17 protein-coding genes are annotated in these 17302 nt (G+C 69.4%); 7 read left to right on the top strand and 10 right to left on the bottom strand.

Annotated elements, in window-relative coordinates; genetic code table 11:
* The first annotated feature begins 7 nt into the window (after nucleotides 1-7).
* Nucleotides 8-484, top strand: a complete 477-nt coding sequence (bcp, locus tag KEC56_RS07195; protein WP_227530394.1) for a thioredoxin-dependent thiol peroxidase — start codon at nucleotides 8-10, stop codon at nucleotides 482-484.
* Here bcp and KEC56_RS07200 read toward each other — a convergent pair whose 3' ends face one another.
* Nucleotides 485-898, bottom strand: a complete 414-nt coding sequence (locus tag KEC56_RS07200; RefSeq protein WP_227530395.1) for a hypothetical protein — start codon at nucleotides 896-898, stop codon at nucleotides 485-487.
* 206 nt (nucleotides 899-1104) lie between these two features.
* On the opposite strand from KEC56_RS07200, the gene KEC56_RS07205 reads away from it, so the two are divergent.
* Nucleotides 1105-1353 (top strand): WhiB family transcriptional regulator, encoded by a 249-nt coding sequence (locus KEC56_RS07205; protein WP_172990412.1) that lies wholly within the window; start codon nucleotides 1105-1107, stop codon nucleotides 1351-1353.
* Nucleotides 1354-1383: 30 nt separating this feature from the next.
* Here the strand turns inward: KEC56_RS07205 and KEC56_RS07210 are convergent, their stop codons facing one another.
* Both KEC56_RS07210 and KEC56_RS07215 read right to left on the bottom strand, forming a co-directional pair.
* Nucleotides 1384-2865 carry a sensor histidine kinase gene (locus KEC56_RS07210; protein WP_175985957.1) on the bottom strand — a complete coding sequence of 494 codons (1482 nt, stop codon included), beginning with the start codon at nucleotides 2863-2865 and terminating at the stop codon, nucleotides 1384-1386.
* Between the two features lie 29 nt (nucleotides 2866-2894).
* A complete protein-coding gene (locus tag KEC56_RS07215; protein ID WP_175985956.1) occupies nucleotides 2895-3281 on the bottom strand; it encodes an Rv3235 family protein in 387 nt (128 codons plus the stop codon).
* A gap of 123 nt (nucleotides 3282-3404) precedes the next feature.
* Here KEC56_RS07215 and KEC56_RS07220 point away from each other — a divergent pair, with 123 nt between their 5' ends.
* Nucleotides 3405-3995 carry a hypothetical protein gene (locus KEC56_RS07220; protein WP_175985955.1) on the top strand — a complete coding sequence of 197 codons (591 nt, stop codon included), beginning with the start codon at nucleotides 3405-3407 and terminating at the stop codon, nucleotides 3993-3995.
* Between the two features lie 31 nt (nucleotides 3996-4026).
* Here KEC56_RS07220 and KEC56_RS07225 read toward each other — a convergent pair whose 3' ends face one another.
* Entirely contained in the window at nucleotides 4027-4296 is a 270-nt protein-coding gene (locus KEC56_RS07225; RefSeq protein WP_175985954.1) for a helix-turn-helix domain-containing protein, read from the bottom strand.
* Nucleotides 4297-4394: 98 nt separating this feature from the next.
* Here KEC56_RS07225 and KEC56_RS07230 point away from each other — a divergent pair, with 98 nt between their 5' ends.
* Together KEC56_RS07230 and KEC56_RS07235 are read left to right on the top strand one after the other, a co-directional pair.
* The gene (locus tag KEC56_RS07230; protein WP_175985953.1) at nucleotides 4395-5015 is read left to right on the top strand and encodes an SAF domain-containing protein; all 621 of its coding nucleotides are present in this window, start codon (nucleotides 4395-4397) and stop codon (nucleotides 5013-5015) included.
* Nucleotides 5012-6262 carry a CpaE/TadZ family protein gene (locus tag KEC56_RS07235; RefSeq protein ID WP_227530397.1) on the top strand — a complete coding sequence of 417 codons (1251 nt, stop codon included), beginning with the start codon at nucleotides 5012-5014 and terminating at the stop codon, nucleotides 6260-6262. Before KEC56_RS07230 ends, KEC56_RS07235 begins: the two co-directional genes overlap by 4 nt.
* On the opposite strand, the gene KEC56_RS07240 is transcribed toward KEC56_RS07235, so the two are convergent.
* Nucleotides 6186-7412, bottom strand: coding sequence for a pyridoxal phosphate-dependent aminotransferase (locus KEC56_RS07240; protein ID WP_227530398.1), 1227 nt, complete (start codon nucleotides 7410-7412; stop codon nucleotides 6186-6188). The genes KEC56_RS07235 and KEC56_RS07240 overlap by 77 nt on opposite strands.
* Before the next feature lie 27 nt (nucleotides 7413-7439).
* Complete coding sequence (secA, locus tag KEC56_RS07245) at nucleotides 7440-10208, bottom strand: preprotein translocase subunit SecA (protein ID WP_175985950.1); 2769 nt, start codon at nucleotides 10206-10208, stop codon at nucleotides 7440-7442.
* A gap of 183 nt (nucleotides 10209-10391) precedes the next feature.
* On the opposite strand from secA, the gene KEC56_RS07250 reads away from it, so the two are divergent.
* Nucleotides 10392-10991: a PadR family transcriptional regulator gene (locus tag KEC56_RS07250; protein ID WP_227530399.1), complete on the top strand. Its 600-nt coding sequence runs from the start codon at nucleotides 10392-10394 to the stop codon at nucleotides 10989-10991.
* Between the two features lie 41 nt (nucleotides 10992-11032).
* Nucleotides 11033-12358, top strand: a complete 1326-nt coding sequence (locus tag KEC56_RS07255; protein ID WP_227530400.1) for a coiled-coil domain-containing protein — start codon at nucleotides 11033-11035, stop codon at nucleotides 12356-12358.
* A gap of 62 nt (nucleotides 12359-12420) precedes the next feature.
* Here the strand turns inward: KEC56_RS07255 and hpf are convergent, their stop codons facing one another.
* From hpf to mtrB, 4 genes are all read right to left on the bottom strand, one after another.
* Entirely contained in the window at nucleotides 12421-13083 is a 663-nt protein-coding gene (gene hpf, locus KEC56_RS07260; protein ID WP_175985947.1) for a ribosome hibernation-promoting factor, HPF/YfiA family, read from the bottom strand.
* Nucleotides 13084-13196: 113 nt separating this feature from the next.
* Complete coding sequence (locus KEC56_RS07265) at nucleotides 13197-13871, bottom strand: ComF family protein (RefSeq protein ID WP_227530401.1); 675 nt, start codon at nucleotides 13869-13871, stop codon at nucleotides 13197-13199.
* Between the two features lie 53 nt (nucleotides 13872-13924).
* Nucleotides 13925-15631, bottom strand: coding sequence for an LpqB family beta-propeller domain-containing protein (locus tag KEC56_RS07270; RefSeq protein ID WP_227530402.1), 1707 nt, complete (start codon nucleotides 15629-15631; stop codon nucleotides 13925-13927).
* Nucleotides 15628-17301 (bottom strand): MtrAB system histidine kinase MtrB, encoded by a 1674-nt coding sequence (mtrB, locus tag KEC56_RS07275; RefSeq protein WP_175985945.1) that lies wholly within the window; start codon nucleotides 17299-17301, stop codon nucleotides 15628-15630. Before mtrB ends, KEC56_RS07270 begins: the two co-directional genes overlap by 4 nt.
* Nucleotide 17302 lies beyond the last annotated feature (1 nt).

Consider the following 17302-nt stretch of genomic DNA (forward strand, 5'->3'; position numbering starts at 1 on the left):
TGGTGGCGTGACGAACCTGCGCCTGGAACCCGGAACCCCCGCCCCCGACTTCTCGCTCCTCGACCAGGACGGCACGACCGTCCGGCTCGCTGATCTGAACGGGCAGCGGACGATCCTGTACTTCTACCCGGCGGCGATGACGCCCGGGTGCACGACGCAGGCGTGCGACTTCCGCGACAGCATCGGGTCGCTTCAGGGTGCCGGGTACCGCGTCGTCGGCATCTCGCGCGACGAGCCGGCGAAGCTCGCCGAGTTCCGCGAACGCGACGGGCTCACCTTCACGCTGCTCAGCGACCCCGACCACGCGGTGCACAGCGCCTACGGCGCGTGGGGCGAGAAGATGAACTACGGCAAGGTCGTCGAGGGCGTCATCCGCTCGACGTTCGTGCTCGACGAGCAGGGCGTGATCACGACGGCGCTGTACAACGTGAAGGCGACCGGCCACGTCGCTCGGCTGCGCAAGCTGCTCGGCGTCGACGCCTGATCAGGTCTCCTGGTCGTCACCCGCAGGTTCTGCCGCGCGCTCTGCGCCGGCCCCGGCGCGCGTCGCCGCGATCAGCAGCACGAAACCGACGAGCGCGGGGATGCCGACCCCGAGCACGAATGCCCAGATCACGGGCTGGACCGTCAGGGACGCGAGGGCGAGCGCAAGCGCGAGCACCTGCAGGACGATCCCGCCTGAACGGGCCCAGGTCCTCCCCCGCCGCGTACCGAGCGCGAACGCGACCAGCGCGGCGGCGCCGATCAGAGTGAGGACGATCAGGGCGAGCGCCGTGGGCAGCGAGGCCGCCTCGCCCCTGCCGAGACCGAACAGCTCGACGACGGCGAAGACGAGGAGGGCGGCGCCCTCGAGGGCGAGCACCGCCGCGGCTGCGGTGGCGACGGCAGATGAACGCACGGTGACTCCAGAAATCAGGTTGCCGGCAGGAAACCCTTGATTTCATGCCCACGCTGTAACACAATGTTAACAGTCATGTGCTCCCACAGCGGCGTGGGGCGAGTATCCGCTCGCACTACTGATGAGCGATGTCCCCCGATATCGTCGCTCGAAATCGAGTCTTCGCACCGCGAACGCTCACCGTACATCCACACCGAGGAGCCCCCATGGATTGGCGCGACAAGGCCGCCTGCCTGACTGTCGACCCCGAGCTGTTCTTCCCCGTCGGGAACACCGGACCAGCGGTCGACCAGATCGAGAAGGCGAAGGCCGTCTGCGCCACCTGCACGGTGACCGAGATCTGTCTGCAGTACGCACTCGAGACCGGCCAGGACTCCGGCGTCTGGGGCGGTCTGTCCGAAGACGAGCGCCGCGCCCTCAAGCGCCGCGCTGCCCGCGCGCGCCGCGCCAGCTGACGCGGAGCACCGCCCGCCCGCTGCGCGGGACTACTTGGTCAGCCAGCGCAGCGGGATGTCGATGGACACCTCCGTGCCCTCGCCCTCGCTGCCGTGCCACGCAATGCTGCCACCCAGCTCCCCCTGGATCAGGGTGCGGATGATCTGCGTGCCGAGGCCCTGACCGACCCGACCCTCGGGCAGGCCGTGGCCGCTGTCGCGCACCGAGACGTGCAGGTTCTCGTCCGTGCGCGTGGCGTCGATCGTGACGGTCCCCTCCTTGCCGGCCAGGCCGTGCTCGACGGCGTTCGTGACCACTTCGGTCAGCGCCAGCGCAAGCGGCGTCGCATACTCGCTGGGCAGGACGCCGAAGTGCCCCGTGGACTGCGTCCGCGCCCGGGTGTTCGGGGCGGCCGCGACCTCGGCGACGAGCTTGAGGACCCGGTGGAACACCTCGTCGAAGTCGACCTTCTGCGTCAGACCCTGTGCGAGGGTGTCGTGCACGACGGCGATCGCGTCGACGCGGCGCATCGCCTGTGTGAGGGCGTCGCGGGCCTCGTCGGAGTGCGTGCGCCGTGCCTGGATGCGCAGCAGTGAGGCGACCGTCTGCAGGTTGTTCTTGACACGATGGTGGATCTCGCGGATCGTCGCGTCCTTCGTGATGAGCTCCTGCTCCTGGTGGCGCAGTTCGCTGACGTCGCGGCACAGGATGATCGCGCCGATGCGGGATCCGTGGTCCTTGAGCGGAATCGCGCGCAGCGAAACCGTCACTCCGCGCGCCTCGATGTCCGTGCGCCACGGGGCGCGACCGGTCACGACGACGGGCAGTGATTCGTCGACCTCACGGCCGGGCGGAACCAGACGCGTGGTGACCTCGGCGAGCGATTCGCCCTCGAGCTCGTCGTCGAAGCCCATCCGGTTGAACGCGGACAGCGCGTTGGGGCTCGCGAACGTCGTGATGCCGTCGACGTCGATGCGGATCAGCCCGTCGGAGGCCCGGGGGGCGCCGCGGCGCGGTGAGGTGGGAGCGGCGAGGTCGGGGAAGTCGCCGCCCGCGATCATGTGGAAGAGGTCGTTCGCGCACTCGTCGAAGGTGATCTGCTGCCTGGACGGTGTGCGGGCCTCGCCGAGGTTGGTGTGCCTGGTGACGACGCCGATGACCGGCTTGCCCGAGTCGGAACGGCGCGCCCTGAAGATGGGCACCGCGCGGACCCGCGTCGGCGTCTCCTCGAACCAGTCCGGTGAAGACGAATCGACGATCTCGCCGGAGTCGAACGCGCCCTGCACCTGCGTCTTCCACTGCGGGCGCACGCGCTCCCCCACGATGTCGCGGTAGAACAGGGTCGCGGCTCCGCTGGGCCTCGTGTGCGCGACGGCCACGAACGATCCGTCCTCTGTGGCGATCCAGATCACGATGTCAGCGGATGCGAGGTCCGCGAGGAGCTGGCCGTCACCGGCGAGACGGTGGAGCCATTCGACGTCTTCGTCGTTCAGGAGTCCCTGGGCATGGACGAGGTCACTGAGGGTCGACACTCTCCCAGACTAGTCAGCTGTCGGCCCGATCAGAGCACGGCGAACGACGTGGCGCGCCACCGTCTGTCGAGGCCCTCCAGGCGCACGGCGACCGCCCTCGTACGCCCGGGGCCGGCGACGATCACGACGGCCTCGATGACGCCGTCGGCAGGGGCGGACTGACGCATCGACAGCACTTCGAACACGGGGCGGACCGGGGCCGTGCCGCGGGCGCTGCGCGCCCGGGCGGAGAGGTTCGCCCGCGCGCCGAGCCTGCGGAACGCCTCTTCGCTGAACCATCGTGCGAGCTGATCGAGCTCGCGGACTCCGGCGAAGACCTCGAGCACTCCCTGGGTCAGACTCCGCAGCAGCGGCGCGGGGTCCGGCAGCTCGGATGCGGGCGTCGGCTGCGGTGCGAAGTACTCATGAAGCGTCATCGTCGTCACTCTCCGTCGGCAATGGGAGTCAGTACAGCACGGTTGAGCACCTGCCCGCCGGGCACGAAGCGCAAGATGTGGATAACTCGTATGCGGCCGATCGGCTCCCGTACGCTCTCTCGTGTGCACTGGGATCGTCTGTTCGAAGACCTCGAGGGTCAGCTCGCCGCCGAGTGGGAGGCGGAGCGGGCCGTGCTGGATGCCGAGTCCGAGCGTCTGCGGATCTCGAAGCTGACGCTGCGCGACCGGCTGAACGTCCTGCACCGGAGCGGGGCGCCGGTGGTCGTTCATCTCGCAGAGGGAGACCGGGTCTCCGGGCGGCTCGCCGCGGTCGGAGCGGACTGGATCGCCGTGCACTCCCGCGACACCGCAGGAGCGCTGATCGTCCCGGTCGGTGCGCTGAGCGGAATCGAGACGCACCACGGCGCGATCCTCGAGACGCTGGAGGATGTCGAGGCGCCTCACGACGCACTGCGCTCCCGAATGACGCTCGGGTTCCTGCTGCGCGACTTCGCGCGCCGCCGCGTGGCCGTGCACCTCGCCCTCGGCGGCGGCGAGCGCGTGCACGGGACGATAGATCGGGCAGGCGAAGATCACCTCGACCTCGCCGTTCATGACGCGGGCGAGTCGCGGCTCGCGAGTGCCGTGCGGTCGTTCCGCATCGTCCCGCTCACAGCGGTGCGGTGGGTGCGGACGACCGCAGCCACGGTGTGAGCGCGAGGCACGCTCATCCATGCGACGGAGGTCAGGGCCGCTGCGGGCCCCACACCTCGGGGAAGCTCGCAGCGTCGGCCTGGCGCCACAGGGCCATGCGCCGGGCATCCTCGGTCTGCTCAGCGAGATAGTCGGAGACGCTGGCCTCTTCCACACGCCATCGCGCCGGGGCGCCGAGCTGAGCACCGCGCAGGCGCCCGGCCATCACGAGGGCGATCACCTCATCGACATCGATGTCGAGCAGCTCGGCCACCTGCGCGGGCGCGAGGAAGCGAGGAGCAGATGCGGGCGAATCGGCCATGCCTCCATTGTGTCCCGCTGCGGTCGGAGTCATGAGATGCGGCGCGGTCCTGTGGATAACTTTCGACCGCCGGCTCATGATTCTGTGACGATGAACGCATGACGACGCATCCACGCGCCAGACGGCCGTTCTGGGGTGACATCCGGTTTCTGATCGGCCTGGTCCTCGTGATCCTCTCCATCGCCGGCGTCTGGCTCATCGTCTCGTCCGCGCGCGAGACGACTCCCGTGCTCCAGGCGAATCGCACGATCACGCAGGGCGAGGCACTCGCGTCCGGCGACTTCCAGGTCGTGGAGGTGAGCCTGGGCACGGTCGTGGACGGCTACCTCGCGCCCCAGGATCTCGAGCCGGGCATGATCGCAGCCCGAACGGTCGCCGACGGCGAACTGCTCGCGGCCGCGGCCACCGGCGATGCAGAGAGCGGCCGCACGACGAACATCGTGGTCGAGAGCAGCGTCGGCATCCCCGCCAGGGTCGAGGCCGGGACACCGGTCGAGCTCTGGTACTCGCCGCCGCTTCAGGACGACGGCGAGTACGACGCGCCGCGCATCCTGGCAGCGGACGTCGTCGTGGCATCCATCCCCGAGAGCGACGGAGTGCTGGCCGAACGGAGCGCCGCCGTCGAGCTCGTCATCGACAGGGCGGACGTCGCCGACGTGCTCGCCGCCATCAACGCCGGGGCCGCCCTGTCGATCGTCCCGCTCGGGTCCGGCTCATGACGGCCGTCGTCGTCGCCGTCGAGGAGCCGCGCGCCGCAGCACTCGCGCAGGACCTCGAACGCATCGGGCACACGGTGATCGGCGTGGTGCGGCCAGTGGATCTCAGCCGCAGCCTCCTCTCGGCGGCTGATGCGCTCGTCCTTCCCGCCACGCGCGCAGCGCTCACCGGCGACCTCGTCGCGGCGTGCGATGAGTCCGGTGTGCGGATCGTGACGCTCGGGATGGGCGACTCGCGGCTGCTCAGCCGGTACGGCCTCCCCGAAGCGCTCCCCGAGGATGCGGACGCCTGGCAGGTGGCCGCAGCGCTGTCCGCCGAAGCACCGCGGACCGTCGAACCTGCGCCGAACGCTCCGCACCGCATCGTGGCCGTATGGGGTCCGCACGGGGCTCCTGGGCGGTCCACACTCGCGATCCAGCTCGCCCTCGAGCTCTCGCGCTCGGCGAGCCGCTGCGCACTGATCGACGCCGACACCGTCGCCCCGTCGCTGGCGCTGCTGCTCGGGCTCGGCGATGATGCTCCCGGCATCGCTGCGGCGTGCCGTCGTGCCGGGCTCGGCGGACTCGACGCCGCAGAGCTCGATCGCATCTCGGTGTCGATGGAGACCAGCGCAGGCACCGTCGAGGTGCTCGCCGGCCTCAACCGCCCTTCCCGGTGGCCGGAACTCTCGGCGGAACGACTCAGCGCCGCCCTGGCCGTCTGCCGGGAGTGGGCGGAGAGCACGGTCGTCGACGTCTCAGCCGCGTTCGAGTCCTACGAGGAGGTCTCGGATGATCTGGCCGGGCCCCGGCGGCACGCGGCGACGACCACCGCGCTTCGCGAGGCCGACGCCATCGTGGCGGTGACCGCCGCCGATCCCCTCTCGATCTCGCGGTTCCTCCGCGATCACGCGGAGCTGCGCGGACTGGTCGGGCCGACGGCTCGGATCGTCGTCGTCGCCAATCAGGTGCGCCCCGGCCCGCTGGGCATCGACGCACGTGGGCAGATCCGACGCGCCCTCGAGCGCTTCGCCGGCATCACCGACGTCGCGTTCCTGCCCTTCGATCAGCGCGCCGCCGATGCCGCGCTGCTGCACGCGAGGCCCATGGCGGATGTCACACCGCGTTCCGCGCTCGTCGCCGCGGTGCGCCGGCTGGCCGAGCACATCGACCCGCCGGCCCGGCGGGCCGGGGTCACTGCCGATAGCTCGACAGGAAGTTCCCGAGCCTTTCGATGGCCTCGCCGAGCACGCGCGGTTCCGGCAGGGTGACGACGCGGAAGTGATCGGGTGTCGGCCAGTTGAAGCCGGTGCCCTGCACGAGCAGGATCCGCTCGGCGATCAGAAGGTCGTAGACGAACTTCTCGTCGTCGTGGATCGCATGCACGTCCGGATCGAGTCGCGGGAACGCGTACAGCGCGCCACGAGGCTTGACGCATGACACCCCAGGGATCGACTCCAGGCCCTCCCACGCGATGTCGCGCTGCTCGTGGAGCCGGCCGGTGGGGGCGGTGAGCGCATCGATCGACTGCACTCCGCTGAGGGCCGCCTGGACGGCGAACTGCGAGGGCACGTTGGGGCACAGACGCGTGGACGCCAGCAGCGTGATGCCCTCGATGAAGCCCTTCGCGTGCCGCTGGGGGCCGGTGACGACGAGCCAGCCCGAGCGGTAGCCGGCGACCCGATAGGTCTTGGACAGCCCGTTGAAGGTGAGGCACAGCAGATCGGGTGCGAGCGTGGCCGTGGGGATGTGCTCGGCATCGTCGAACAGGATGCGGTCGTAGATCTCGTCGGACAGCAGCAGCAGCTCGTTCTCGCGGGCGATCTGCACGAGACCCTCGAGCACCTCGCGCGAGTACACCGCGCCCGTCGGATTGTTCGGGTTGATGATGACGAGCGCCTTGGTCTGCGGGGTGACCTTGGAGCGGATGTCCTCGAGGTCGGGCTGCCACTCGTTCTGCTCGTCGCAGACGTAGTGCACCGGTGTTCCGCCGGCAAGGCTCGTCATCGCCGTCCACAGCGGGTAGTCGGGCGCCGGGATCAGAACTTCGTCGCCCTCGTCGAGCAGCGCCTGCATGGTCATGGTGATGAGCTCGGACACACCGTTGCCGAGATAGACGTCGTCCGGACCGAAGTGCGGGAAGTCCGGGATCTCCTCGTAGCGGCTCACGACCGCACGACGCGCCGAGACGATGCCTCTGCTGTCGCTGTAGCCGTGAGCGGTCGGGAGCGCCGCGAGCATGTCGTGCACGATCTGGTGCGGAGCCTCGAAGCCGAAGATCGCAGGGTTGCCCGTGTTGAGCTTGAGGATGCTGTGACCCTCTGCCTCCAGCCGCGCCGCCTCTGCCGGAACCTTGCCTCGGATCTCGTACAGGACGTTCTTGAGCTTCGACGACTGGTCGAAGGTGCGCGTGTGGGTCATCACCCGAGTCTAATGACCCGCACGCGCCTACTTCTTCTTCTTGGCCGCCCTGCGCTGCTCGCGGTTCTGCGGGGCCGCCGCCGGAGCATCCACCCGCTGGCCGAAGGCGCCACGCGCGCTCTCCTGGGCCGGGGCGGCATCCGTCTCGGGCGTCGACTTCTGCACCTGGCCGCGGTCGTTGCGCACCTCGACCTCGCCGGCGTCGTTGGGCGCGGAGTACTCCAGGCGCTGCTCTCCGCCACCGGTGACGAGGCCCTTGGCCTCGACCTGGGTGACCTCGGAGTCCGCGGCGCTGCGCACCTCGACCTCGAGGTTGTAGAGGTAGCCGACCGACTCTTCCTTGATCTGTTCCATCATGGACTGGAACATCGCGAAGCCCTCGCGCTGGTACTCGATGAGCGGGTCGCGCTGGGCCATGGCGCGCAGGCCGATGCCGTCCTTCAGGTAGTCCATCTCGTAGAGGTGGTCGCGCCAGCGGCGGTCGAGCACCTGCAGCACGACGCGGCGCTCCAGCTCGCGTGTGGCTGCCTCACCCAGGCTCTCTTCGCGCTTCTCGTACGCGATCTTCGCGTCGGAGAGCAGTTCGCGGGTGAGTCCGTCGGTCGTGATCCCGCCCTTGCGTCCGCCGGCCTCGGCGACGACCTCGTCGATCGTCACGCTGACGGGGAAGAGGGTCTTCAGCTCCGTCCACAGCGCGTCGAAGTCCCAGCTCTCGGTGTGGCCCTCGCCGGTGTGGTCGGTGACGACTCCGGTGATGGCGTCCTCGATGAAGTGCTGCACACGGTCGGCGATGTCATCGCCCTGCAGGATCTGGCGGCGGTCGGCGTAGATCGCCTCGCGCTGACGGTTGAGGACGTCGTCGTACTTCAGGACGTTCTTGCGCATCTCGGCGTTGCGCGACTCGACCTGCGACTGCGCGCTGCGGATCGCGCGCGAGACGAGGCCGGACTCGATCGGGACGTCGTCCGGGAAGTTCGTGCGCGCGAGGATCGCCTCGGCCGCACCGGACTGGAACAGCCGCATGAGGTCGTCGGTGAGGCTCAGGTAGAAGCGGCTCTCACCGGGGTCGCCCTGACGGCCGGATCGACCGCGCAGCTGGTTGTCGATGCGACGGGACTCGTGGCGCTCGGTGCCGAGCACATACAGTCCGCCGGCCTCGGCGACCTTGGCGCTCTCCTCGGCGACGACCGCCTTCATGGCCTCGTACGCCTCGTCCCAGGCGGCCTCGTACTCCTCCGGAGTCTCTGCGGGGTCCAGCCCCTTGGCCTTGAGCTCCTGGACGGCGAGGAACTCGGCGTTTCCGCCGAGCATGATGTCGGTGCCTCGACCGGCCATGTTCGTCGCGACCGTGACGGCGCCCAGGCGCCCGGCGCGGGCGACGATCTCGGCCTCGCGTGCGTGGTTCTTGGCGTTGAGGACCTCGTGCTTGATGCCCTTCTTCGCCAGCAGTCGCGAGAGGTACTCGCTCTTCTCGACGCTGACCGTTCCGACGAGCACGGGCTGGCCGGTCTCGTGGCGCTCGGCGATGTCTTCGACGACCTGCGCGAACTTCGCCGTCTCGTTCTTGTAGACGAGGTCGGGGTTGTCCTTGCGGATCATCGGCTTGTTCGTGGGGATCTGCACGACGCCGAGCTTGTAGGTCGACATGAACTCGGCCGCCTCGGTCTCGGCGGTACCGGTCATGCCGGCGAGCTTGTCGTACAGGCGGAAGTAGTTCTGCAGCGTGACCGTGGCGAGGGTCTGGTTCTCGGCCTTGACCGGAACGCCCTCCTTGGCCTCGATCGCCTGGTGGATGCCCTCGTTGTAGCGGCGCCCGACGAGGATGCGGCCCGTGTGCTCGTCGACGATCATGACCTCGTCGTTCATGACGACGTAGTCGGTGTTCTTCTTGAACAGGGCGAGCGCCTTGATCGAGTTGTTCAGGAACGAGATCAGCGGCGTGTTGGCCGACTCGTACAGGTTGTCGATGCCGAGGTAGTCCTCGACCTTCTCGATGCCGGGCTCGAGCACGCCGACGGTGCGCTTCTTCTCGTCGACCTCGTAGTCCACGCCGGCTTCGAGGGTCCGGGCGATCTTCGCGAACTCGGTGAACCAGCGGTTGGCCTCGCCGGAGGACGGACCCGAGATGATCAGCGGGGTGCGGGCCTCGTCGATGAGGATGGAGTCGACCTCGTCGACGATCGCGTAGAAGTGCTCGCGCTGGACGAGGTCCTCCTTGCGCCATGCCATGTTGTCGCGCAGGTAGTCGAAGCCGAACTCGTTGTTCGTGCCGTAGGTGATGTCGGCGGCGTACTGCTCGCGGCGGACGGCGGGCGTCTGCCCCGAAACGATGATGCCCGTGGTCATGCCCAGGGCCCGGTACACGCGGCCCATGAGCTCTGCCTGATACGAGGCGAGGAAGTCGTTGACGGTGATGACGTGGACGCCCTCACCCGCGATGGCGTTCAGATACGCGGGGAACGTCGCGACGAGCGTCTTGCCCTCACCGGTCTTCATCTCGGCGATGTTCCCGAGGTGAAGGGCCGCGCCGCCCATGAGCTGCACGTCGTATGCGCGCATGCCGAGCGTGCGCTTGGCCGCCTCGCGGACCGCCGCGAAGGCCTCAGGCATGAGCTGGTCGAGGGTCTCGCCCTTCTCGAAGCGCTCCCGCAGCACGGTCGTCTCGTTCGCGAGGTCTTCGTCGGTGAGGCTCTCGAAGTCCGGCTCGAGGGCGTTCACGGCCTTGACGACCTGGTTCAGACGGCGAAGGATGCGGCCTTCGCCCGCGCGCAGCAGCTTCTCAAGAGGATTCGCCACTTTTAGTCTCCCTGTTGGGTCAGATCCCAGCCACCCAGATCGGGCTTCGGTGCCGGGCATACTGTGCCATGTTACCGGCCCGTGACCTGCACGTCGTCTGCACAGGACACGCCGCTCCCGCGATCTGGCATCGCACCCGGTTTCCCTGTATGTATTTACTCAGCAATGATTTCGGGAGGTCTCGTGTCCGTTCGCCAGAGCCTGCTCGCCATCCTCGACCAGGGCCCGTGCTACGGCTATCAGCTGCGCGCAGAGTTCGACCGCCGCACGGGCTCGACGTGGCCACTGAACGTCGGGCAGATCTACAACACGCTCGAGCGCCTGGAGCGGGACGGGCTGGTCGCGCGCGGCGAAGCCGACCCTCAGGGCCACGTGTACTGGCAGATCACGGATGCCGGATCCGCCGAGGTGGCACGGTGGCTCTCCTCCCCCGTCGTGCGAACGCAGGCCACGCGCGACGAGGTCGCGATCAAGCTCGCCGTCGCCGCCACCCTGCCCGGCGTGGACGTGGCAGGAGTCATCCGGGCGCAGCGCACGGCCTCGATGCAGCAGCTGGAGTCCCTGCGACGTGCGGAGTACGCGGGATCCGACCCCGAGGGCCCTCAGGGGCTCGCCTGGTCCCTCGTCGCGGACTCGATGATCTTCGCCGCCGAGGCCGAGCTGCGCTGGCTCGATCACGCCGAGCAGCGCCTCGCCGGGCATCCCGACCACGCGATGGGGCTCGAACTCACCGCGGAGCGCCCGAAGCGGGGACGCCCGATCGGACGGCCGATACCCGCCTGATCCACAGCACACGCATGGCGTACGGAAAGTAGGATCGAGCCATGGCAGGTTTCTGGGGCAAGCGCAAACGTGAGCAGGAGGCCGCTCAGGCGGCCCAGGATGCCGATCTCGCGCGCCGCGCGGAGCAGGCGCTCGTCGCGGCCGACGAGCGGATCCGCACCGCGGGCGATGAGCTCGCCTTCGCGGAGGCGGAGCTCGGAGCATCCCTCACGAAGGATCTGAAAGCGGCACTGGAATCGGTGAAGACGCACCTCCGCGAAGCCTTCCAGCTGCACCAGCTCAACCACGACGAGATCCCCGACACTGATGAGGAGCTGCGCACCCGCAACGCGCGCATCGTCCAGCTGTGCGAGTGGGCGGAGGATCTCCTCGATGAGAAGACGGGCGCCCTCGCCGACTCCGTGACCCGCGTGCGGCAGGCTCCGCAGATCATCGAGCAGGTCCGCCGGGATGCCGAGGCCCTGAGCGCCCGCATCCCGCAGACCCGCGCGACGATCGAGCGCCTGTCCTCGCGGTACGCCGAGTCGGCGATGCATCAGATCGCGGCGTCCGCCGACGAGGCCGAGCAGCTCATCGCCTTCGCCACCCACGGCGCCGACGTCTCCGAGCGCCGTCGCGCGGCGCGGCAGAACGAAGAGGCGAATCTCGCCCTCGAGACCGCCACGGAGGCGACGCGGCGGGCAGGCGCCCTCATGGACGCCGTGGAGGACTTCGAGATCGAGGCCCTGCGTGCCGAATCCACCCTCGCCGAGGTCGTCGCGGACTCCCGCGGCGACATCGTCGCGGCCAGGAATGCCCCGAACGTCCCCGCCGTGGCGTCCGCGGTCGCCGACCTCGAGAAGGCCCTCGACGCTCTCTCCCCCGCGGGCTCGCGCAGCGATCCGTTCGCCGAGCTGACACAGCTGCGCACCGCGAACACGGCGCTCGACGACGCGATCGCCAAGGCGCAGTACCGTGCCCAGAATCCGCTGCCGAGCGTCGCCCAGGTGCAGCATGCGCTCGACGACGCCGACCGTCAGCTCGGAGTCGCCAGGGGACTGATCTCCGGCCACCGCGGCTGGATCGGCGCCGACGCGCGAACGCGGTTCGCCGAGGCCGAGCGTCTGCGCATCGACATCCCAGAGATGGTCGCCTCCGAGGAGACGCGCGAGCAGGCGCTGGCGGCATCCCGCCGGGTCGCCCAGCTCGCTGCGGAGGCGCTGCAGCTCGCGCAGCGCGACATCGACTCCGCCCGCCCGCAGCAGCAGGCTCCCGGCTGGGGCGGCGATGGCTGGGGCGGCGGACGCCGCGGCGGCGGTGGCGACATCATGGGCGGCATCATGGGCGGCCTCGTCATCGGCAGCATCCTCGACGGCATCTTCGACTGACGGCCCCCGCGACAGCACGAAGGCCCACTCCGCTCGGAGTGGGCCTTCGCCTTCGCTTCACGTCAGGATGCCAGCGCCTCCGCGGCCTCGGGCGAGGCCTGAGTCGTCAGCGAGATCACGCCGTAGTCCCAACCCTTGCGGCGATAGACGACGCTGGGGTGGTCGGTGCGGGCGTCGACGAACAGGAAGAAGTCGTGCCCGACCAGCTCCATGCGGTCGACGGCCTCCTCGACCGTCATCCACTCGGCGTCGAAGTTCTTGGTGCGGATGACGACGGGCGAGTACTCCTCTTCTTCGTCGGCCTGGACGGGGACCGTGCCGGTGGCTACAGCCTGGAGCACGTCGACGGATGCCGGCTGGACGTCGATCCCCTCGAGAGAGCCACTGCCCTTCTCGAAGTGCGCGCCGCGCGGATGCTGGCGACCGTCGACGCGCTTCTCCTTCGCGCGCCGCAGCTGCTCGGCGAGCTTGTCGACGGCGAGGTCGAGGGCGACGAACTTGTCTCCGTCGACGGCTTCGGCGCGGACCACGGGCCCCTTGCCGATCAGCGTCAGCTCGACGGTCTCGTCGGGGACACGGCCGCCGCGATAGGCGCGGTGCGTGACCTTCACGTCCAGGCGCTGCGCCTTCGCGGCGAACTGCTGGACCCGGGCGATCTTCTCTTCGACAACGGTTCGGAAGCGATCGGTGATACCCACTCCGACGCCAACGATGCTTGTTTCCATTGCTGCCTCCTTGTCCCGGTCCTCCCGGCCAAGGGCGGACCGTGGTCGCCTTGTGACCCCCTACCGTAGTCCGCGTTTCCCTCCTTGTCACGGCTCCGTCACGATGTGTTCGCTCAGAGTTTCCGATGACGCGGTGTCGCGGCGAGCGCGACGGCTCCGCACACGCGGAATCCGGCGGCTCGCAGTGCTCTCGCGCCCTCGTCGAGCGTCGATCCGGTCGTCACGACGTCGTCGAAGATCAGCACCTCCTCATCGCCCCGGGCGTGTCGTGCCCGCATGCTCCTTGCAACGTTCCTGCGCCGCTCATCGACGTCGAGGTCGCGCTGATCCTCCGTGCGCCTGACCGCTCTCAGCAGGCGCGTCGGGGCGAGTCCCGCCCGTCGCATGAGCAGTTCCGGCACGCGGTAGCCGCGCCGGCGGAAAGCAGCCCGGCCGGTCGGCACCGGAACGAGGAGGGCGTCAGGGTGATCAGAGATCGACGATGCAGCGGCATCCGCCAGCGCCGCACCGAGCGGATGGGCGAGAAGCGTTTCGCCGTCCTCCTTCACACGTCGGATGCAGCGGGCGCCCACGCCCTCGAACGGGAAGGCGGCGGTGATCGGCATCCCGTTCGGCGACGTGGACAGCACCGGCTCGGCGCTCAGCGCACGTCGGCAATCGCCGCACAGTAGCGTCCCCGGCGCGTCGCATCCGGCGCAGCACGCGGACAGCACGAATGCGGCGATCTCGTCGGTCAGCTCCGCCCAGTCGATCATGCCGTCCAGCATGCCGCCGGACGCATCCGGCACGGCCCCCGCTCCCGGGATCCGTGGAGAGCCAATCCCTGTGCAGGAGGGGTGGACTACTGTCCGGCGTGGGTTCCGAGGACGAGGACCCCCGACAGGCCCATCTGCCACGTCGAACCGCGCTGTGCGTACAGGACGCCCTTGTCATCGAGGATGCGCAGCGCCGCCTCCGTGCGTCCGCCGGACAGCGCCTGCGCCCCGGCCGGAGCCGCCGAGGAGACACCGGGTCCGCCGACGCTCTGCGTGAGCACACTGTGTGTCGCCTCGTCGTCGAGGAGGACCCCGAGCGATTCGTCGCCGATCCAGGAGAGGCCGAGGGAGGTGCCGTCGAGCTGGGCGACCAGATGCGTCTCGCCGAGCGAGACGGGCACATGGGCGTCGTCGCGGATGATCGCGGCGAGGGCGATCCAGCGCTGCCCGCCCACCGTGATCACGGCCGCGGCACGCACGCCGTCCGATGCCACACGCAACTGCGAGATCGACGACGCCCCGGGGAAGGCTTCTGCGACTCTGACGGAAGTGACGTCGGAGCGCCAGGCGAGAAGCTCCTGCGGCGCCTGGGCCGGAACGGACCACGTGTACCCGTAGGGATCCATCGACGGGGCGATCAGGCCCGCCCTGCTGTCGAGACGGTTCACCTCGTCATCGGCGACCGTGTACACCCACCCGTCGTCGAGCCGCATTGCCGCCCGCGAATCGTCCGCTGCGATATCGACGGACTCCACGGCGCTCGCGACCTCGACGATGTGATCGCTGATGCCGTCATAGGGAGTGATCTCCTCGCCGACGAATGAGCCGAACTCGGACTCCGTCAGGACGACGGGGCTGGACTCGGTGCGCCCCGTCTCGACCGCGGCGACGCCGGCGTTCAGGTCGCGTCCATTGACGAGCAGACGCACCTCGGAGACTCCCACCGGTCGCAGCGTCGCCTCCAGCTGCGTGCGCATCCGGGAGACCTGACGATCGTCGAGTGTCGACGCCGCTGCCGTGAGCTCGACCGAGGCGACCTTGTCCGGACTGATCGGCACCGAGTCGCTCGCGAGCGACACGTCCCCGGGGAACGCGCTGCGCACCGCCGGTGCCAGCCAGTCGGCCGGCGCACCGCCGAGGAGGGACTGCGTGAGCGTCGTGGCGATCGTCTGCCGGCGCGGATACCACCGCAGGTCGGGGACGAGGCGCGTCCAGCTCTGATCGAAGTACTGCAGCGCGTAGCGCCGGTAGACCTGCGCGAACGCATCCGCGTCGAGGACGATACCGTCCGCCGCCTCGGCGATGCGCCACTCCCCCTCGTCATTGCGCTCGACGCTGAACGCGAGCACGGAGTCGTCGCCGGGCAGCTCCGCGTACGCACCGTCCTCGTCGACGCGGGCGACGAGCTCGAGCTGCACGCCCACATCGCCGGACTCGGCATCCTCGTCTTCGACGTCCGTGCTGAAGTCGCGCGTGCCCGCGCCCGAGTCGATGACGACGCCGGCGGAGGGCCGCCAGCGCGCAGCCATCTCGGGGCTCAGGAACTCGCGTGCGATCGCCCAGCCGTTGTCCGGGGTGAGGGCGGCGTCCAGGAAGCCCTCGACGATCTCCGTCGGACTCGCCCCCTCCAGAGGACGCGCGGCGATCTGGCTGATGTCCGGGTCGAGGTCGACGTCGTCCAGCGCGAGGCCGACGTTGACCTCGCCGGAGCTGGGCAGGCTCGTGCATCCGGTGAGGACCGCGATCAGCGCCGCAAGGGCGACGACCGCGAGCCCACGGGGCGATCGGTTCATGATTCGTCCTCCGCTCGCGCGTCGAAGTAGATCTCTCGCAGCTCGGTCAACTGGATCGGCTGCGTCATGGGGCCGACGTCGACGATGGCGTCCTGAGGCTCCAGCGGCACCGGCGACGTGCCCTCGCGCTGATCGTGGTCGCGCGGGATGGTGAGCACGAAGTTCGTCCCGACGGCGAGCTCCGACCAGACGGCGAGAGTCCCGCCGTGCAGCTGCGCGTCGCCCAGCGCGATGGACAGCCCCAGGCCCGTGCCGCCGATCGTCCGCTGACGCGACGGGTCCGCGCGCCAGAACCGGTCGAACACGCGCTCTGCGTCGGCCGGCCGCATCCCGAGGCCGAAATCGCGCACGCCTACGGCCACCGCGTACTGGTTGCTGTCGACGGTGACGACGATCGGATGCCGCTCACCGTGCTCGATCGCGTTGCCGATCAGGTTGCGCAGCACCCGCCGCACGCGGCGCGGGTCCATCTCGACGGGCGAGTATGCGCCCGGGGCGACGAGTCGCAGCTCGGAGCCGCGCTCCTCGGCCAGCGGCCGCATCTGCTCGATGACGTCCTCGGCGAGCTCGGCGAGGCTCGTGGGCTCGAGCTCGAGCTGCACCGATCCCGCGTCGTACCGGCTGATCTCGAGCAGATCGCTCAGCAGGGTCTCGAAGCGCTGCACCTGCGTGTAGAGCAGTTCGGCGGTGCGGGCCGTGGTCGCGTCGAACTGGTCGCGCTGGTCGTTGAGCATGTCGGCTGCGAGCCGGATCGTCGTCAGCGGAGTGCGCAGCTCGTGCGAGACGTCGGAGACGAACCGCTGCTGCACGAGCGACAGCTCTCCGAGCTCCTTGATCTGCGCCTCGATGCTGTCGGCCATCGCGTTGAACGACTGCGCCAGCGTCGCCAGTTCGTCCTCGCCGTGCACGGGAAGGCGCACGTCGAGGTCGCCTGCGGCGAGCCGCGCGCTGGTCTCGGAGGCCTCGATGATGGGCTTCGAGACCAGCCGGAGCACGAGCCACGAGATCACGGCGACGATCGCGATGAGCACGAAGCCCGCCGCCCACAGCGTGCTCTGCACGAACTGCAGGGTCTCCTGGGAGTCGGCGAGGTCGTAGGCGATGTACACCTCGAAGGCGCCGACGCCGGGGAGGAACAGCTGCTGCCCGACGACAATGCCCGGCGCCGTCGTGCCGTCCGGCATGGGGATCGCGATCGACTGCCAGGACTGACGGTCGGGGAAGGACACCACCCGCTCACGGAGGCCGGGGCTGATGAGATCGGCACTCAGATCCGTGCGGAATCCCTGCACACCGCTGCCGACCGGGGTGTCGTCGATGGGGAACGCGATCACCCGCGATGAGGACGACGCCCGCGGAATCGTGTCCTGCACGTCCGACCACAGCGCGCGCAGCCCGGCGGGATCGTCGGTCACCTCGGCCGAGTCGACGCGGATCTGCGCCTCGGCGACGGCGCGCAGGGCATCGGAGAGCACCTCGTCCCGCCGCGATTCGAACAGGTTGTTCTGGATGACGAGGGCCATGATCACGCTCGTGATGAAGATCGCGAGCGTCGTGAGCAGCAGGGTGATGGTGATGGTGCGGAACCGCAGCGACCGACGCCAGAGAGTCGCCGCCGCCTCGGGCCAGCTCCGCGGATCGCGCCACACCGCGGCGGTCGTCGTCGGCATC

This window comes from Microbacterium tenebrionis (assembly GCF_020682665.1).
GTDB lineage: Bacteria > Actinomycetota > Actinomycetes > Actinomycetales > Microbacteriaceae > Microbacterium > Microbacterium tenebrionis.

Bases quoted from the DNA above. Each gene is read 5' to 3' on its own strand.
- mtrB (WP_175985945.1), bottom strand. From the start codon at position 17,301: ATGCCGACGACGACCGCCGCGGTGTGGCGCGATCCGCGGAGCTGGCCC.
- KEC56_RS07225 (WP_175985954.1), bottom strand. From the start codon at position 4,296: ATGGCCGATTCGCCCGCATCTGCTCCTCGCTTCCTCGCGCCCGCGCAG.
- KEC56_RS07205 (WP_172990412.1), top strand. From the start codon at position 1,105: ATGGATTGGCGCGACAAGGCCGCCTGCCTGACTGTCGACCCCGAGCTG.
- KEC56_RS07240 (WP_227530398.1), bottom strand. From the start codon at position 7,412: ATGACCCACACGCGCACCTTCGACCAGTCGTCGAAGCTCAAGAACGTC.
- KEC56_RS07255 (WP_227530400.1), top strand. From the start codon at position 11,033: ATGGCAGGTTTCTGGGGCAAGCGCAAACGTGAGCAGGAGGCCGCTCAG.
- hpf (WP_175985947.1), bottom strand. From the start codon at position 13,083: ATGGAAACAAGCATCGTTGGCGTCGGAGTGGGTATCACCGATCGCTTC.
- KEC56_RS07230 (WP_175985953.1), top strand. From the start codon at position 4,395: ATGACGACGCATCCACGCGCCAGACGGCCGTTCTGGGGTGACATCCGG.
- KEC56_RS07215 (WP_175985956.1), bottom strand. From the start codon at position 3,281: ATGACGCTTCATGAGTACTTCGCACCGCAGCCGACGCCCGCATCCGAG.
- KEC56_RS07270 (WP_227530402.1), bottom strand. From the start codon at position 15,631: ATGAACCGATCGCCCCGTGGGCTCGCGGTCGTCGCCCTTGCGGCGCTG.
- KEC56_RS07235 (WP_227530397.1), top strand. From the start codon at position 5,012: ATGACGGCCGTCGTCGTCGCCGTCGAGGAGCCGCGCGCCGCAGCACTC.